Annotated in this window: 14 protein-coding genes and 4 pseudogenes; 8 read left to right on the top strand and 10 right to left on the bottom strand. The window is 52.4% G+C overall.

Annotated elements, in window-relative coordinates; translation table 11 throughout:
• Positions 1–146: 146 nt before the first annotated feature.
• A complete protein-coding gene (locus ATN88_RS15370; RefSeq protein ID WP_067417750.1) occupies positions 147–689 on the top strand; it encodes a gamma carbonic anhydrase family protein in 543 nt (180 codons plus the stop codon).
• On the opposite strand, the gene ATN88_RS15365 is transcribed toward ATN88_RS15370, so the two are convergent.
• Genes ATN88_RS15365 through ATN88_RS15350 form a run of 4 tightly spaced genes read right to left on the bottom strand, consistent with a single transcriptional unit; the run spans position 682 to position 3275 of the window.
• Positions 682–945, bottom strand: a complete 264-nt coding sequence (locus ATN88_RS15365) for a DUF1488 family protein (RefSeq protein ID WP_067417747.1) — start codon at positions 943–945, stop codon at positions 682–684. The two genes, ATN88_RS15370 and ATN88_RS15365, sit on opposite strands and share 8 nt — an antisense overlap.
• Before the next feature lies 1 nt (position 946).
• On the bottom strand, positions 947–1768 hold the full coding sequence (gene aroE / locus ATN88_RS15360) for a shikimate dehydrogenase (RefSeq protein WP_067417745.1): 822 nt from the start codon (positions 1766–1768) through the stop codon (positions 947–949).
• Between the two features lie 7 nt (positions 1769–1775).
• Entirely contained in the window at positions 1776–2699 is a 924-nt protein-coding gene (hemF, locus tag ATN88_RS15355) for an oxygen-dependent coproporphyrinogen oxidase (RefSeq protein ID WP_067417742.1), read from the bottom strand.
• 18 nt (positions 2700–2717) lie between these two features.
• Positions 2718–3275, bottom strand: a complete 558-nt coding sequence (locus ATN88_RS15350) for a Sua5/YciO/YrdC/YwlC family protein (RefSeq protein ID WP_067417739.1) — start codon at positions 3273–3275, stop codon at positions 2718–2720.
• A 278-nt stretch (positions 3276–3553) separates the two neighbouring features.
• On the opposite strand from ATN88_RS15350, the pseudogene purE reads away from it, so the two are divergent.
• Positions 3554–4038 (top strand): annotated as a pseudogene (purE, locus tag ATN88_RS15345) (5-(carboxyamino)imidazole ribonucleotide mutase).
• A 2-nt stretch (positions 4039–4040) separates the two neighbouring features.
• Positions 4041–5177 (top strand): 5-(carboxyamino)imidazole ribonucleotide synthase, encoded by a 1137-nt coding sequence (locus ATN88_RS15340; RefSeq protein ID WP_067417736.1) that lies wholly within the window; start codon positions 4041–4043, stop codon positions 5175–5177.
• Positions 5178–5232: 55 nt separating this feature from the next.
• Here ATN88_RS15340 and ATN88_RS15335 read toward each other — a convergent pair.
• The 4 genes and pseudogenes from ATN88_RS15335 to ATN88_RS15320 form a co-directional block, all read right to left on the bottom strand.
• A pseudogene (locus tag ATN88_RS15335) lies at positions 5233–5795 on the bottom strand (DNA topoisomerase family protein).
• Between the two features lie 34 nt (positions 5796–5829).
• On the bottom strand, positions 5830–6306 hold the full coding sequence (locus ATN88_RS15330) for a DUF494 family protein (protein WP_067417733.1): 477 nt from the start codon (positions 6304–6306) through the stop codon (positions 5830–5832).
• 1 nt (position 6307) lies between these two features.
• On the bottom strand, positions 6308–7408 hold the full coding sequence (gene dprA, locus ATN88_RS15325) for a DNA-processing protein DprA (RefSeq protein ID WP_067417730.1): 1101 nt from the start codon (positions 7406–7408) through the stop codon (positions 6308–6310).
• Positions 7408–8442: a LysM peptidoglycan-binding domain-containing protein gene (locus ATN88_RS15320; RefSeq protein ID WP_067417727.1), complete on the bottom strand. Its 1035-nt coding sequence runs from the start codon at positions 8440–8442 to the stop codon at positions 7408–7410. The genes dprA and ATN88_RS15320 overlap by 1 nt, the downstream gene beginning before the upstream one ends.
• A 120-nt stretch (positions 8443–8562) precedes the next feature.
• On the opposite strand from ATN88_RS15320, the gene def reads away from it, so the two are divergent.
• From def to ATN88_RS15295, 5 genes and pseudogenes are all read left to right on the top strand, one after another.
• Complete coding sequence (gene def / locus ATN88_RS15315) at positions 8563–9075, top strand: peptide deformylase (protein WP_067417724.1); 513 nt, start codon at positions 8563–8565, stop codon at positions 9073–9075.
• A 7-nt stretch (positions 9076–9082) separates the two neighbouring features.
• Entirely contained in the window at positions 9083–10039 is a 957-nt protein-coding gene (gene fmt, locus ATN88_RS15310) for a methionyl-tRNA formyltransferase (protein WP_067417753.1), read from the top strand.
• Between the two features lie 68 nt (positions 10040–10107).
• On the top strand, positions 10108–11385 hold the full coding sequence (gene rsmB / locus ATN88_RS15305) for a 16S rRNA (cytosine(967)-C(5))-methyltransferase RsmB (RefSeq protein ID WP_067417721.1): 1278 nt from the start codon (positions 10108–10110) through the stop codon (positions 11383–11385).
• Positions 11386–11456: 71 nt separating this feature from the next.
• Positions 11457–12832: pseudogene (gene trkA / locus ATN88_RS15300) on the top strand (Trk system potassium transporter TrkA).
• An 11-nt stretch (positions 12833–12843) separates the two neighbouring features.
• Positions 12844–14289 carry a TrkH family potassium uptake protein gene (locus tag ATN88_RS15295; protein ID WP_067417718.1) on the top strand — a complete coding sequence of 482 codons (1446 nt, stop codon included), beginning with the start codon at positions 12844–12846 and terminating at the stop codon, positions 14287–14289.
• Between the two features lie 17 nt (positions 14290–14306).
• Here ATN88_RS15295 and trhA read toward each other — a convergent pair whose 3' ends face one another.
• Both trhA and ATN88_RS27510 read right to left on the bottom strand, forming a co-directional pair.
• Complete coding sequence (gene trhA / locus ATN88_RS15290; protein WP_067417715.1) at positions 14307–14966, bottom strand: PAQR family membrane homeostasis protein TrhA; 660 nt, start codon at positions 14964–14966, stop codon at positions 14307–14309.
• A gap of 84 nt (positions 14967–15050) precedes the next feature.
• Positions 15051–15790: pseudogene (locus ATN88_RS27510) on the bottom strand (sporulation protein).
• Between the last annotated feature and the right edge of the window lie 51 nt (positions 15791–15841).

Genomic DNA, 15841 nt, shown 5'->3' with positions numbered 1-15841 from the left:
TGCTTTTTTACAGATTTCTTATAAAAACGGCGCGTTCGGTCACTTTTCACACAAAGTGGGTATAAAAGGCATAATATCGTCGAATAATTGCACTCTCACGCTCATGCATATAGTCTGTTTTTCATATTCTCCTAATGGATTTAGCTATGTCTTCTGTACTTCGTAGTTATAAAGGTATCTACCCTGAGGTAGGTGAGCGCGTTTATATCGACCCGACTTCTGTATTAGTAGGTGATATCACGCTGGGCAATGATGTCAGCATCTGGCCATTGGTCGCCGCGCGCGGTGACGTTAACCATATCCGCATTGGCGATCGCTCAAACGTTCAAGACGGTTCGGTCTTACACGTGACGCATAAGAATAAAGAGAACCCTGAAGGCTACCCGCTGATCATTGGTGAAGACGTGACTGTGGGTCATAAGGTAATGCTGCACGGCTGCACCGTTGGTAATAAGGTGCTGGTCGGTATGGGAGCGATTGTGCTTGATGGTGCCATCATCGAAGATGAGGTCATGGTCGGTGCAGGCAGCTTGGTACCACCTGGGAAACGTTTAGAGTCTGGCTATCTTTATGTTGGCAGCCCAGTCAAACAAGCGCGTCCTCTTAAAGAAGAAGAACGCGCCTTTTTGCAAAAGTCGTCTGATAACTACGTGGCGACCAAAAACGACTATATAGAAGAGGCTAACTAACCCAGATTTCGCCATCGCCATTGAAGTCTTCATCTTCAATGGCTTCTTCGGCGAACTCTTCATAGTCAAAGCGGTACTCATTGAAGGCATTGAGTATCGCCTCTTTCGAGTCGAGCTTACTGCCCGAGCGTTTTTCCAAATCACTTACCAGAACAAAGCATGGGATCAGTGCCCCGGCTTGCTGCGCTTGAAAACTCACGGCGTTACGCGCGTCATCCACGGTTTGAAGATCAGGAAATAGAATATTTTGGTTCATGCTACTCAGCCAAATTTCGGCGTAATTCTCTGAGCACCTGACCCGTCCCCGGTCGGATACCTCGCCAAATGGTAAAACTCTCTGCGGCCTGACCCACCAGCATCCCCAATCCATCGATCGCGCGGGCGGCCCCATTGTCTAACGCCCACTGGTTACTGCTTGTTACCCCTGAGCCATACACCATGTCATACACCACTGTGTTTGCGTGCATGACACTGGCAGGGATTTGTGGACGCTCTCCCGACAAACTTGCCGATGTGGAATTAATGATGACATCAAAGGTCTGTCCTTCCAACGCATCAAAGCCTGTGGCATCAAGGTTACCGCGCTCTGCAAACAGTGCTGCCAAAGTTTCTGCTTTGCTGACGGTGCGATTGGCAATCACTAAAGAAGCCGGTTCGTGCTTTAGTAATGGCAGCACCACGCCGCGCGCCGCGCCACCTGCACCAAGAAGTAGGATTTTAGCCCCTTCTATTTGTACATGATGACTAAGAAGGTCTTGAACCAGCCCTTCGCCATCGGTGTTGTCGCCAAGAATGCCACCATCATCAAGCTTTTTCAGCGTATTCACGGCACCAGCAAGCTTCGCCCTTTCGGTCAGCATGGTTGCCATGGCATAGGCATTCTCTTTAAACGGTACCGTGACGTTACACCCTTTTCCACCGTCATTGAAAAACGCGGTGACGGCCTCATCAAACCCGCCCAAAGGGGCTTCTAAGGTTTGGTATGTCATGTCCTGCGCAGTCTGACGCGCAAAGAGTGTATGTATAAAAGGAGATTTGCTGTGCGATATCGGATTGCCGACAACAACGTACTTGTCCATTGCTTACTTACCAGTCCCTTGGTTTAAGAAAGTCGTTATAGAGTTTGGCTTCTGGTGAGCCGTCTTCTGGCACAAAGCCATATTCCCAGCGAACCAACGGTGGCATCGACATCAGAATCGATTCAGTGCGTCCGCCACTTTGCAGGCCAAACAGGGTGCCGCGATCGTAGACGAGATTGAATTCCACATATCGGCCACGACGGTATAGCTGGAATTGGCGCTCGTGATCACCGAACGCTGTCTCTTTGCGCTTTTGCACGATAGGCAGGTAGGCATCCAAATAGCCTTCACCTACTGCTTTGATGTAATCGAAGCTGGCATCAAAGCCCCACGCATTCAAATCATCAAAGAACAAGCCACCAACGCCGCGGGTTTCATTGCGGTGTGGTAAGAAGAAGTAGCGATCGCACCACGCTTTGTGCTCGGCATACACATCATCTCCAAACGGCGCGCAAATCGCTTTGGCGGTGTCATGCCAGTGCTGACAATCGTCTTCTACCGGGTAGAAAGGCGTGAGATCGAATCCTCCCCCAAACCACCATACGGGTGCTTCACCCTCTTTTTCAGCAATGAAGAAACGTACATTGGCGTGTGATGTCGGCACATGCGGGTTATTCGGGTGCACCACTAGAGACACGCCCATGGCTTCAAAGCTACGCCCGGCCAGCTCAGGCCTGTGCGCCGTCGCTGAGCCTGGCATCTTGTCACCGTAGACGTGAGAAAAATTCACGCCGGCTTGTTCAAACACCTGACCGCCACGCAATACCCGGCTTCTGCCGCCACCGCCAGCTTCTCGCTCCCACGCATCTTCTTGAAAAGAGGCCGCACCGTCCTCGCGTTCAAGCGCGGTACAAATGGTGTCTTGTAGCGAAAGCAAAAAGCGTTTGACCGCTTCTTTATCTACCTGTTGAGGAAGCTGTTGGTTTTGCACGCGATTTCCTTGTATTTGTTAGCCTTGACGTAGCACCTTACCAGAACGTGCATCGCGGATCTCGGTAGGATTGTCACGTCCACCTGTTTTACCTTGCAAGACGCACGGTACGCGCTCGCCAAGCTGCGCTTCGACTTCTTCGACGCTGCGGCAGGGCTCTTCACCGCTCAAGTTAGCACTGGTAGAGGTAATAGGTTTGCCGTATGCCAGACACAACGCCTGCACATCCGGGTGATCAGAAACACGCACCGCAACAGTCTCGAACTGACCTGTCACCCAATCTGTGATTTTTTTGCCCGCTGGCATCACCCAAGTCACAGGTCCCGGCCACGTGGCCAGCACGTCTGCTTTCACCTCATCGCTCAAACTGTCGAAGTCGATGTAACCGTCTAGCTGAACAAGCGTTGCTGCAATCAGGATCAGTCCCTTTGCTTTGTCGCGCTCTTTCACGTCCAGCAATGCCTGCACGGCCGCTGGACTGTCCGGGTCACATCCCACACCAAACACACCTTCTGTTGGGTAGGCGATCACTTCTCCTCGCGTTAGGGCTTCAACGCACTGTTCAACACTTGCCAATGGGGTTCTCCAACTCTTTTTTCTCATTCACGCCTACTATGACTAACTTTACCTGACGTTCTCAACACTTTTGTCACAAATCGAAACAGACTTAGCGTTATTTCTGCATTTGTGCGAATGATAAATCGCACCAAACTCACCGACGCAAACGTTTTCCTCAGCGTTTTTTGCCGATATAATGGCGCCAATTTCACCTAACCCTCTCTTTTCTCAGTAAGGGAAACCGGTTTGAGAACAGGACACCGGGGTTGCAGTACACGGCAGTTACAGGAGCAACTATGAAAGTCGGCATCATCATGGGTTCAAAGTCAGATTGGCCAACCATGAAAAACGCAGCAGATATGCTGGATCACTTCGGTATTGCTTACGAAACCCGCGTGGTTTCAGCACACCGCACGCCTCAGCTCCTTGCAGAATACGCTAGCAACGCAGCATCACGTGGCCTGAAGGTCCTGATTGCGGGTGCAGGCGGTGCCGCTCACCTACCGGGTATGACGCGGCGTTCACCAGCTTGCCTGTACTGGGTGTGCCGGTGCAATCAAAAGCCCTGAAAGGCATGGACTCTCTGCTGTCTATCGTGCAAATGCCAAAAGGCGTGGCTGTCGGTACGCTGGCAATTGGTGATGCAGGCGCAGCAAACGCAGGCCTCCTCGCAGCACAAATTCTGGCGACCGGTGACGATGCCCTACTGGCGAAAATCGATACCTTCCGTCATACACAGACGGAAACGGTTCTGGCTCACCCTGACCCATCGGTGGAATAACCATGAAAGTGCTGGTACTCGGTGCCGGACAACTGGCACGTATGATGGCACTGGCAGGTGCCCCATTAAATTTGAAAATCAGTGCGTATGATGTGCGAAGTGGCAACCTTGTTCACCCAGTAACACTGGAAGTGTTGGGGCAAGGTCTTGAGAACGGTATCGCTGATACGGATGTCATCACGGCTGAGTTTGAACATATCGCGCCCGATGTCCTTTCCATCTGTCAGGCAAGCGGCAAGTTCTACCCAGGCGAAGAAGCAATTCTCACTGGCGGCGATCGCCGTAAAGAGAAAGCCCTTCTCGACAAAGCTGGCGTCAATAATGCCCGCTATCAAGTGATTGAAAGCAAGGATGACTATGACGCGGCTATCGCAACTATCGGCCTTCCGCTTATTCTGAAGAGTGCGCTCGACGGGTATGACGGCAAAGGTCAGTGGCGCTTAAAGCCAGACTCGGATTTGGATGCTATCTGGCAAGACATCGACCAATTTCTCAAGACGTCGCCTCAAGGCAGCCGCCAATGCGTCATTGCTGAGGAATTTGTCCCGTTTGATCGTGAAGTATCCTTGATTGGCGCACGAAACGCCCAAGGCAAACTGGAAATCTACCCGCTGACCGAAAACATTCACACCAACGGCATTTTGTCTGTGTCTGTGGCCGCAGGCGATGACGATGCGGTGCAATCACAGGCGGAAGCCATGTTTAAAGCCGTGGCCGATGCGCTGAACTATGTCGGCGTGCTGGCCATTGAGTTTTTCGACGTCGGCGGCACCTTGATGGTGAACGAAATTGCGCCCCGCGTGCACAACTCGGGCCACTGGACGCAACAAGGCGCGGAAGTTTGTCAGTTTGAAAACCACCTTCGCGCTGTATGCGGTTTGCCGCTCGGCAGTGCCAAACGCGTTCGTCCCACTGCGATGATTAACATTGTCGGTGAAGTGACGGTACCGACCGATGTCATGGCTCATGCCCATGTGCACTGGTATGACAAAGCCCCTCGACCAGGTCGCAAGATTGGTCACATTAACCTGTGTGCAGAATCTGCGGCTTCTTTAGGTGACGCACTAGATACTGTTTCCCAGCATCTCGCAGACGATGAATTTCCGGCGTTAAAACCCGCGGCTGACAGCTTGCGATAAGCCTGAATAAACACAAAAAAAGCCGCTTGATGCGGCTTTTTCTTTGTCACAAGGCTTAGCCTTGTTTGTGCTGACATTTTTTGTCTGCGCAGACTTTAACAATCCCCGCTGCCAGTTTCTTTTCCAGCAATAACGGGTAACCACACACTTCGCACACGCCTTTCAGCGGCTTGAGGTTGACGGCGAACTTACACTTCGGATAACCATCACAGGCGTAGAAGCTTTGCCGAAGCGAGATTTTTTCTCGTGCAGATGCCCGGTTTTGCACTCTGGACACGCGATGTCCATGGTTTCCTGCTCGGGCTCCTGATCGCGCTTTTCAATGTGCTGACACTCAGGGTACGACGAGCAGCCAATGAACATGCCAAAGCGTCCTTGACGCAATACCAACTCATTGCCGCATTCAGGGCATGGTAAACCCAGCTCTTTAACGATATGACCATCGTTATGGTGCAGGGATTCTACAAAGTCACAGGCAGGGTAGCCGGTGCAGGCTTTGAACGGCCCACGCTTGCTGTGCTTAATAACAAGAACGCTGCCACATTTAGGGCAGCGTTCTTCTTCATTCAATGCATGTTCGTGTGCACTGAAGAGTGATTCGTCAATTTTTCCAGCCAAAACTGCTTAGCCTCAACGACTTAGAAATAAAGGGTCAGTGAAGGTATTCGTCTTCTGCTGTCGCATAGAGGAGTTCTTCCATCTGATCGTACGCGCTTTCATTGCCCGGCACGTTGAACAGCACCATCAGAATTACCCACTTGAGATCGTCCAGCTCAAACTCCAGCGTTTCCAACTCCATCACGCGATCAATCACCATCTCGCGGGTTTCAGGGCTGAGAACATTGATTTGCTCAAGGAAAATCAAAAAGCCGCGACTTTCAGTGTCCAAACGGTCCATTTCTTTCGGTGTAAAGATACGTACTGAAGTCAGCGCATTCGCGGTGAGATAAGGCGTTTTGTCAGCATCTTGCAACAGAGCCAGCTTTTCCAGCCAGTTCAGTGCCTTGTAAATATCGTCTTGATGAAATCCTGCTCGGGAGAGTTCATCAGCCAACTCGTCCTGATCGACCATCAGCTCAACATCGCTGTGGATATAGGTCTCGAACAGGTACATTAGGATGTCCATCATGCTAGCCCCTCCTCGTTCTGATATAGCCTCCAGGTACTGCGGTAACAAGCCCCTGTAGCTCTAGTTCTAACAACTGCATCATGATTTCGTGAACGGGTTGATCGCAGAGTTCTGCAAGCACATCGACACACCTTGCTTCATTTCCTACGTTAGCCAACAGTTCAGGAAATGGCAATTCTTCTTGCAAAACTTGAGCCTGCGTCACGTCTAATTGATGATTTATTGCACAGCCTGCAAGCGTTCCCACCTGCTCCAAAATATCGTCTACGGATTCAACAAGAAATGCACCTTGTTTGATGAGCCCATTGCTGCCTTTTGCATAGGGGTTGTTCACCGTGCCTGGCAGCGCAAAGACATCTCGTCCTTGTTCCAATGCCAACCTAGCGGTGATGAGCGAACCACTTTTCATTGCCGCTTCGACAACAAGCACCCCAGTAGAAAGACCGCTGATAATACGATTACGTTTCGGAAAGAACGCCGGTTTAGGTGGCGACCAAGGCCAAAGCTCTGACACCAAGGCGCCGCCTGACGCGCTAATGTCACGGGCAAGGGCCTTGTGTCTGAAGGGATAAATTTTATCAAGACCCGAGCCCAACACGGCAATGGTTTTTCCTTTGCCATCTAACGCGCCGCGGTGCGCCCTGCCATCAATGCCTAACGCTAAGCCGCTGGTCACCGTCAGCTCATGACGCACCAACTGATAGGCAAATTCATGCGCAAGCGAGAGACCATCGCTACTGGCATGACGGCTGCCGACAATGGCAATTTGCGGCGATGACAGCGCATCGGCATTGCCTTCGACGAATAACAGTGGCGGTGCAGAGGGAATGTGTTTAAGCAGGTATGGGTATCTTGGGTCGGCAAGGGTCAAAATATGCTTGTCTGGCGCATCTTCCCACGCCAGACAGTTTTCAATCATGCGCTCGTCAGGGTGGCGAAACGCATGGAGCTGCTCGGGTTTTAATCCAGCTGCCTGCAACTCATCATCAGTGAGGGTCAGAAGCTTGTGAGGTGGGTACGAACTCAAGAGTTTACCCAGAGATTTCGCACCCAAACGCGGGATTGCCGCTAACCTCAGCCAGCTTTCAACCATTGTTGCCATTATGAACTGCCGCTGGCGACCACAGGCATGTTTGACGAAAGCGGCTGATCGGCATCGGCCACCATGGCCAGACTAAAATGCGGATAGCTTCGGATCACCAACAACTGACCAATCGAGCGGGAAGGTAACGCCTTAACCACGGGATCTGGCGCGTTATCGACATCTTTTTCGTAGCGCATCGCCCCTTTCTTGCCACGAAGTGCCGCGCTTTCTTGCATCACTGAAAGCACATGGCCGGGTTTGAGACCGTCTTCGTTACCGCGGTCAACCACCACTATCTGGCGAAGACCGACATATTTACTGCCATAAAGGTGCCCGACCATTTGTCCGCTTAGGCCATCGGGTGCCATTGACGGATGGAAAATCTCACCGGTTTTCGCCCCAAGCGATGGCAGCAAAATGTCATTGGGTCTGACTTCTTGCGACTGCTGAGTCAGCATCATCTCAGACATGCCATCCACCACTTTAACGAGCTTGGCTTCCGCCACTTTCTTGAGGCTCACCATCTGTATTGACGTTTCATCCATGGCACGGTCGAAAGTTTCCACTTTGCGGTAAATAAACCACGAGTCGTTCTCTACTGCGGCATCTATATAGAAAGGCGCGCGTTTGGAGATATAACTCCAACCTTCATGATTTCCCAGCACCCGAGGCGCGAGATCCACTTCTGCCACACCCATCAGCGTGTCATAGGTCAGATATTGTCTTAGTACCGACGCAGGGGTACTGGCGATCGGCGCAACCGATAGGTCACCGTTGGTCGCATGAGTTAAAATCGGCTGACCGTTTTCCCACTTCAGCTGAAGGGTGTCACCCGGGTAGATAAGATGGGGATTGGCGATACTGGGGTTTTGTCGCCACAGTGAAGACCACTGCCACGGCGCATCCAGATACACCCCGGCGATGTCCCAGAGCGTGTCCCCTTTTTTCACGGTATACGTGGCCGGGGCGTCATCGGTCAACGCCAGTGAAAACACATTAAAGACAGGTAAAGCCATTGCAGAGCAAACGATAATGATTAGCTTTTTAAACATCCTATGTCTCCAAAAGCATACTTTCGACTTGGATGCTGTCATTTGATTTGCAAAATGTCTAGAATTAGCCCAATTAGCGACGCCGGATACGGCGCAGTTCAACATATTTAAGAGACGTATATGAGTGTATTACAGGTTTTGACCTACCCGGACGATCGCCTACGCACGGTGGCTAAACCGGTAGAGAGCGTCACGCCAGAGATTCAAAAAATTGTCGATGACATGCTGGAAACCATGTACGACGAAGAAGGTATCGGCCTGGCAGCGACGCAGGTAGATATCCACCAGCGCATCGTTGTTATCGATCTGTCTGAAACCCGTGATGAGCCTATGGTGCTGATCAACCCAGAGATTCTGGAAAAACGCGGCGAAGACGGTATCGAAGAAGGCTGTCTGTCTGTACCGGGTGCACGTGCACTGGTGCCACGCGCATCAGAAGTGACCGTTCGCGCACTGGATCGTGACGGCAACGAATATCAGTTTGACGCAGATGACCTACTGGCAATCTGTGTTCAACACGAGCTAGACCACTTGGAAGGCAAACTGTTTGTTGATTACCTGTCGCCACTGAAGCAACAGCGCATCAAGCAAAAACTGGAAAAAATCAAACGCGCCAACCAAAAAGCCAGCTGAGGTGTCCTTGAGCGACTCACTTAAAATCGTATTTGCCGGTACGCCGGATTTCGCCGCCCGTCATCTGGCGGCGTTGTTGTCTTCACACCACGAGGTGGTTGCGGTTTATACCCAGCCAGACCGCCCTGCGGGCCGTGGCAAGAAGCTAACTGCTAGCCCAGTGAAAATGCTGGCGCAAGAGCACAACATTCCGGTTTACCAACCAGAAACGCTGCGTTCAGAAGACGCGCAGCAAGAGTTAGCAGCGATCGGTGCTGACATCATGGTCGTGGTGGCTTACGGCCTGCTGTTGCCTCAGCCAGTGCTGGATACCCCGCGTCTGGGTTGTATCAATGTGCACGGCTCTATCTTGCCGCGCTGGCGTGGTGCTGCACCTATCCAACGTTCAATTTGGGCAGGTGATGCTCAAACAGGCGTGACCATCATGCAGATGGACATCGGTCTGGATACAGGCGACATGCTGAAAATCGCGACGCTGGATATTGATGCGAAAGAAACCAGCGCAACCTTGTACGAGCGCCTTGCTGAGCTTGGCCCTGATGCACTGGTTGACTGTCTGGGCGACATCGCCTCTGGCAACGCTGTCCCTGTTAAGCAGGATGACGAGCAAGCGAACTACGCGAAAAAGCTGAGTAAAGAAGAAGCGTTGGTGGATTGGAACCTGAGTGCGGTTGCGATTGAACGCTGCATTCGTGCCTTCAACCCTTGGCCAATGAGCTACTTCACTGTGACGGCGAACGATGCAGAGCACAACATCAAGGTGTGGGATGCAGAAGTTGACGCAGAAAGCAGCGACAAAGCTCCTGGTACCATTTTGTCTGCGGACAAAACCGGTATTCGCGTGGCAACGGGCGACGGCGTGTTGCGCCTGACCGCTATCCAGCCACCGGGCAAGAAAGCCATGAGCGCAGCAGACATTCTGAACTCGCGCCGCGAATGGTTTGAACCTGGCAACACCCTGTAATGAGAAGGCCAGCTTGCTGGCCTTTTTTAGTGGCTCGCATCCAAGCGGGCAAACACTGAGGTAACTTCATGAACGTTAGAGCTGTCGCTGCACAGGTCATTTATCAAGTGGTCGACCAAGGACAATCCTTGTCTGCGGCACTGCCACCGGCACAGCAGAAAGTAGCCCCCCGCGACGGTGCCTTGCTGCAAGAGATCTGCTACGGCGTCCTGCGCTGGCTGCCACGACTGGAGTCAATTACTCAGTCGCTGATGGACAAGCCTCTCAAGGGTAAGCAGCGTGTTTTCCACCACCTTATCTTGGTTGGCCTTTACCAATTGAGCTACATGCGTATTCCTGCGCATGCCGCGGTGGCAGAAACCGTTAACGCCACCAAGGTGCTGAAAAAGCCCCAATTGCGCGGCCTGATCAACGCCGTTTTGCGTAACTACCAGCGCAACCAAGAAGCCTTGGATGTCGCGGCGGTGTCGAACGATGCGGGTAAATACGGTCACCCTGGATGGTTATTGAAACTGCTCCAGCAAGCCTACCCTGAACAATGGGAAAGCGTGGTAGAAGCCAATCACGAGAAAGCCCCAATGTGGCTTCGCGTGAATCGCACTCACCACACCCGTGACAGCTACCGTACACTGTTGGATGACGCTGGCATTGCGACCGAGCTTCACCCTGAAGCGCAAGACGCTTTGAAACTCGCCTCACCGTGTGACGTAACCGCACTGCCAGGCTTTGCCGACGGTTGGGTATCCGTGCAAGATGCGGCGGCGCAGCTTTCTGTGGGTTACCTGCAGCCACAAGCGAATGAACTGATTCTCGATTGTTGTGCAGCACCGGGCGGTAAAACCTGCCATATCCTTGAACATCAACCCACTGCGAAAGTGGTTGCGATGGATGTGGATGCCACTCGCCTGAAACGCGTGGAAGAAAACCTCTCGCGTTTGAAGCTGAACGCACAGGTGATCTGTGGTGATGCGCGCTACCCACAAGATTGGTGGAAGGGTGAACAGTTTGATCGTATTCTGCTCGACGCACCGTGTTCAGCGACCGGCGTTGTTCGCCGCCATCCTGATATCAAGTGGCTGCGTCGCGCGGAAGACATCGCACAATTGGCGACCTTGCAGTCAGAAATTTTGGATGCAATGTGGGCGCAATTGAAGTCTGGTGGTACGCTGGTTTACGCAACCTGTTCCATTACACCGCAAGAAAACGGTGAACAGGTGAAAGCATTCTTGGCGCGCACCAGTGACGCAACACTGGAAACCGGCACGCCAGAGGCACCGGGTCGTCAGATCCTGCCGGGACAAGACAACATGGATGGATTCTATTACGCCGTCCTTAAGAAAGCGTAATAGAGACAATGCTGGTGGGTTCGCCCACCAGCGATAAAAATAAGAAACGAACCGAGGTTCACGCAGACGTTATGAAAATTATCATCTTGGGGGCTGGACAGGTCGGCGGTACATTGGCCGAAAATCTGGTTGGCGAAAACAATGACATTACCATTGTCGATAAAAACCCCGAGCGCCTCAGAGAGCTGCAAGACAAATACGACTTACGTGTCGTTCAAGGCTACGCAAGTCACCCCTCAACCCTGTTAGAAGCCGGCGCACAAGATGCCGACATGCTGGTCGCCGTCACCAACTCTGACGAAACCAACATGATTGCCTGTCAGGTTGCCTTCACGCTCTATAACACGCCAAACCGCGTTGCGCGGATCCGAAGCCCAGAATACCTCGCGGCGAAAGAACAGCTTTTCCAAACCGATGCTTGTCCTGTTGATCACCTGATCGCACCGGAAGAGTTGGTCACGCGTTATATCCATCGCTTGATTGAATACCCGGGTGCCCTGCAGGTAGTAAACTTCGCCGACAACAAAGTCGGCCTGGTGGCGGTAAAAGCCTACTACGGCGGCCCACTGGTGGGTAATGCCCTGTCTGCCCTTCGCGAGCACATGCCACATGTTGATACCCGCGTAGCCGCCATTTTCCGTCGCGACCGTCCTATTCGTCCGCAAGGCACCACCATCATCGAAGCCGATGATGAAGTCTTCTTCGTGGCGGCGAGCAATCACATTCGCTCGGTCATGAGTGAACTGCAACGTCTTGAAAAGCCATACAAGCGCATCATGATTGTGGGTGGCGGTAACATCGGTGCGGGCCTTGCGAGAAGCTTGAACGTTCATACAGCGTGAAACTGATTGAGCGAAACCCGCAACGCGCCGAACAGCTTTCTGAGATTTTGGAAAACACCATCGTGTTCTGTGGTGACGCGGCTGACCAAGAGCTTCTAAGCGAAGAGCATATCGATCAGATTGATGTGTTTATCGCGGTCACCAACGAAGACGAAGCCAACATCATGTCGGCCATGCTGGCAAAACGCTTGGGTGCCAAGAAAGTCATGGTGCTTATCCAGCGCGGCGCGTATGTCGATCTGGTCCAAGGCGGTGCTATCGATGTGGCTATCTCGCCACAGCAAGCGACCATCTCTGCGCTTTTGACCCACGTGCGTAAAGCGGACATCGTGAACGTGTCGTCGCTACGTCGCGGCGCGGCAGAGGCCATTGAAGCCATCGCCCACGGTGATGCCAACACATCGAAGGTAGTCGGTCGTGCCATTGGCGATATCAAACTGCCACCGGGCACCACCATTGGTGCGATCGTGCGCGAAGAAGAAGTTCTGATCGCCCACGATAAAACGGTGATCCAGCAGGACGATCACGTGGTGATGTTCCTGGTTGATAAAAAGTATGTTCCGGATGTGGAAAGGCTGTTCCAGCCAAGTCCGTTCTTCCTCTGATGGCTTGAAGTATGGTTAATTTAAAGCCGGTACTTTTCGTAATAGGGCTGGTCTTGTCCAAGATCGCCCTTTTTATGTATATCCCGACCCTAACAGCATTTTTTACCGGCACCTCGGGATTTCTTGATTTCGGCATGTCCGTCATCATCACGCATATCGCAGCATTCGCCTGCTTAAGTGTGGGCAAAACAGATAACTTTCGTCTCAATGCCCGCGATATGTTCGTTATCACTACCTTGGTATGGGCGATCGCCAGTGCCTTTGCTGCACTGCCGTTTGTGTTTATCAACCACATCAGCTTTACCGATGCCTATTTCGAAACCATGTCGGGGATCACCACGACTGGCTCTACCGTGTTAAGCGGTCTCGATAAAATGGCGCCGGCGATTTTGCTGTGGCGCTCTATCTTGCAATGGCTTGGTGGCATCGGCTTTATCGTGATGGGTGTAGCTATCCTGCCGTTCTTGAACGTCGGTGGTATGCGCCTGTTCCAAACCGAGTCTTCCGACTGGTCAGCCAAATCCAGCCCGCGCACCAAAAGCGTGGCAGTCAGCATCATGAAGATTTATCTCATCTTGTCTGCGGCCTGCTTTTTCTCGTACCTGCTGGCAGGCATGTCACCGTTTGATGCGGTCAACCATGCCATGACCACGTTATCCACGGGCGGTTACTCTACCTCCGACAGCTCAATGAACCACTTCAGCCACTCCGCGCAGTGGGTCGGTACTGTGTTCATGTTCGCTGGCGGTTTGCCGTTCTTGTTGCTGATGCAGGCACTGAGACGCCGTGATGGCAAAATGATCGTGATGGATGCGCAGGTGCGTGGCTTCACCTATCTGGTGCTCGCCACCTCCTTTATGGTGTCAGTCTGGCTGGTGCTTACCCGAGATTACAGCGTGGCCGATGCCGTGCGTGTGGCGACCTTCAACATCGTCTCTGTGGTCACCACCACAGGCTTTGGTTTGGATGATTTCACCGCATGGGGGCCGTTTGCTTCGGTCATCTTCGCCTTTATGTTGATTGTCGGCGGTTGTTCAGGCTCCACCGCAGGTGGCGCGAAAATCTTCCGCTTCCAAATCGCGCTGGCCTTGCTGAAAAAACAAATTCACCAACTGGTGCACCCGTCAGGTGTGTTTATTCAGCGCTACAACGGCCGCACGGTGAACGAAGACATTGTACGCTCAGTCGTGGCGTTTGCGATTACCTACATACTGACCATTTTGGTGATTGCCATGATCTTGGCAGCTACCGGCTTGGATGGCATTACCAGCCTGACAGGTTCAATGACTGCAGTAGCAAACGTGGGACCGGGGATGGGACATGTGATTGGTCCAACAGGCAACTTTTCTAGCCTGCCGGATACCGCCAAGTGGGCACTCAGCATAGGTATGTTGATGGGACGCTTGGAAATCCTCACCGTATTGGTTCTGGTCTTCCCAGCCTTCTGGCGCGATTAAGTCGCGCCAGCTTTACCTCACACTGGCGTGACGTATAAGTAGATCGCCAGAAAGTGCAGCACCGTTCCGCCCAACACGAAAAGATGCCAAATGGCATGGTTGTACGGAATGGTGCGTTTCACGTAAAAAATCACCCCAAGCGAATACACCAGCCCGCCTAGCGTCAGCAGAATTAGGCCAGACGCTGACATCACCTGCGCCAGTTGATACACCACTACAAGCGACAACCAACCCATCGCCAGATACATCGCAAGTGATAGCGATTTAAAGCGATACACAAACGCAATTTTGAGCACCACGCCAACCAAGGCGATTGCCCAAATCAACGCCATGACGCCAATAGCAAGAGGCGTACGCAGACTTATCAGCATAAACGGCGTGTACGTGCCGGCGATCAGTAAGTAAATGGCGCAATGGTCGAAGGTTTTGAGGGCGCGCTTGGCTTTCTCAAACGGAATGGCGTGGTAAAGCGTGGAAGCCAGGTAAAGCAAAATGATGCTAGCACCATATATGCTGTAGCTGGAGATAGTAAGCGCATCGGCACCGTCGTGCACCGCTTTTACCAGCAGCATCACCAAAGCGACAATACCGAAGATCACGCCAAGGCCATGACTGACACTGCTGGCAATTTCTTCTTTTACGGAATACGTGGAGCTCGCTGAAACGTGACTCGACATCGGGCATCCATCCTTTGTGTTCTTTGAGTACCTATCGTCAGCGAGTATGACACATTTAAGCGTACACGTGTAAGCTAAAAATCGTTACGTGATTTTTCCGAGCAACTCCTCAATCGATTGGGCAATGGCATTCGGTGCGCTATCGGCAGGAAAACTCAGGGTTCGGTCCAGCTTGTTTGCGCCAGTCAGGTGCCCAGCCATGTGTGCGAGCCCCTCCCCTTTAATGGAAAACCGAAGCGACAAGGACAACGTCCCGTCATCGGCACTTGCCACCATAGTGAGCGAAGACCAATGCGCGTTGTAAGGCGCATTTATCGGTGCCAATGTGAAGGTCTGCTCAAACGGATGTTGGCCCTTTTTCGGCTGCTCGGTGGTTTCTTTTTCAATGCGAAAACCGAGACTTTCAAAGGCGCTCAGCGACGACTCCAGCGCAGAGGAAGGCACAATGGTCAAAGGCAGCGTGGTGTTGGCATCTTTTGCCATCGGAATATCAAGCTCACTTCCAGCCACACATTTTCGTTGCCAAAGGTCACCGGGGTTTCACGCGGGACAAACACCTCAGTAGTCAGCGTGCGCGTCTCGTTTTCACTTAATGCAAAGGCATCCGGCAAAGACCACGATGACAAGGTATGGGATAGTTTCTTCCATTGGCGCTTTTTCCCCTGCTCGCCACCGGTGCGAATTTCTTCCCAGCCCATGTAATGACAGCGAAGCGAGCAATGCACGGCATTGACCTGCTGCGCGACCTCCCCGCCGTTGACCGTTATCGTCACGCCGGCGGTGCCACCTTGCATGAGCGTGCCATCATCCAGCGTTGCTGACACACTGGCACTGCCGAATCCCACCCTTGCTAACGTTTTCTTAAACCAACTCAC

This window comes from Enterovibrio coralii, assembly GCF_001559595.1.
Lineage (GTDB): Bacteria > Pseudomonadota > Gammaproteobacteria > Enterobacterales > Vibrionaceae > Enterovibrio > Enterovibrio coralii.
Note: the sequence above shows the minus strand (reverse complement) of the source record. Positions and strands in the feature narration are given on the sequence as shown.

What these genes read in the sequence shown, in the direction of transcription:
- def (WP_067417724.1), top strand. Translation starts at nt 8,563, where the DNA reads ATGAGTGTATTACAGGTTTTGACCTACCCGGACGATCGCCTACGCACG.
- ATN88_RS15330 (WP_067417733.1), bottom strand. Translation starts at nt 6,306, where the DNA reads ATGATGGACATCCTAATGTACCTGTTCGAGACCTATATCCACAGCGAT.
- ATN88_RS15370 (WP_067417750.1), top strand. Translation starts at nt 147, where the DNA reads ATGTCTTCTGTACTTCGTAGTTATAAAGGTATCTACCCTGAGGTAGGT.
- ATN88_RS15365 (WP_067417747.1), bottom strand. Translation starts at nt 945, where the DNA reads ATGAACCAAAATATTCTATTTCCTGATCTTCAAACCGTGGATGACGCG.
- ATN88_RS15295 (WP_067417718.1), top strand. Translation starts at nt 12,844, where the DNA reads ATGGTTAATTTAAAGCCGGTACTTTTCGTAATAGGGCTGGTCTTGTCC.
- ATN88_RS15320 (WP_067417727.1), bottom strand. Translation starts at nt 8,442, where the DNA reads ATGTTTAAAAAGCTAATCATTATCGTTTGCTCTGCAATGGCTTTACCT.
- dprA (WP_067417730.1), bottom strand. Translation starts at nt 7,408, where the DNA reads ATGGCAACAATGGTTGAAAGCTGGCTGAGGTTAGCGGCAATCCCGCGT.
- rsmB (WP_067417721.1), top strand. Translation starts at nt 10,108, where the DNA reads ATGAACGTTAGAGCTGTCGCTGCACAGGTCATTTATCAAGTGGTCGAC.
- aroE (WP_067417745.1), bottom strand. Translation starts at nt 1,768, where the DNA reads ATGGACAAGTACGTTGTTGTCGGCAATCCGATATCGCACAGCAAATCT.
- trhA (WP_067417715.1), bottom strand. Translation starts at nt 14,966, where the DNA reads ATGTCGAGTCACGTTTCAGCGAGCTCCACGTATTCCGTAAAAGAAGAA.
- ATN88_RS15340 (WP_067417736.1), top strand. Translation starts at nt 4,041, where the DNA reads ATGAAAGTGCTGGTACTCGGTGCCGGACAACTGGCACGTATGATGGCA.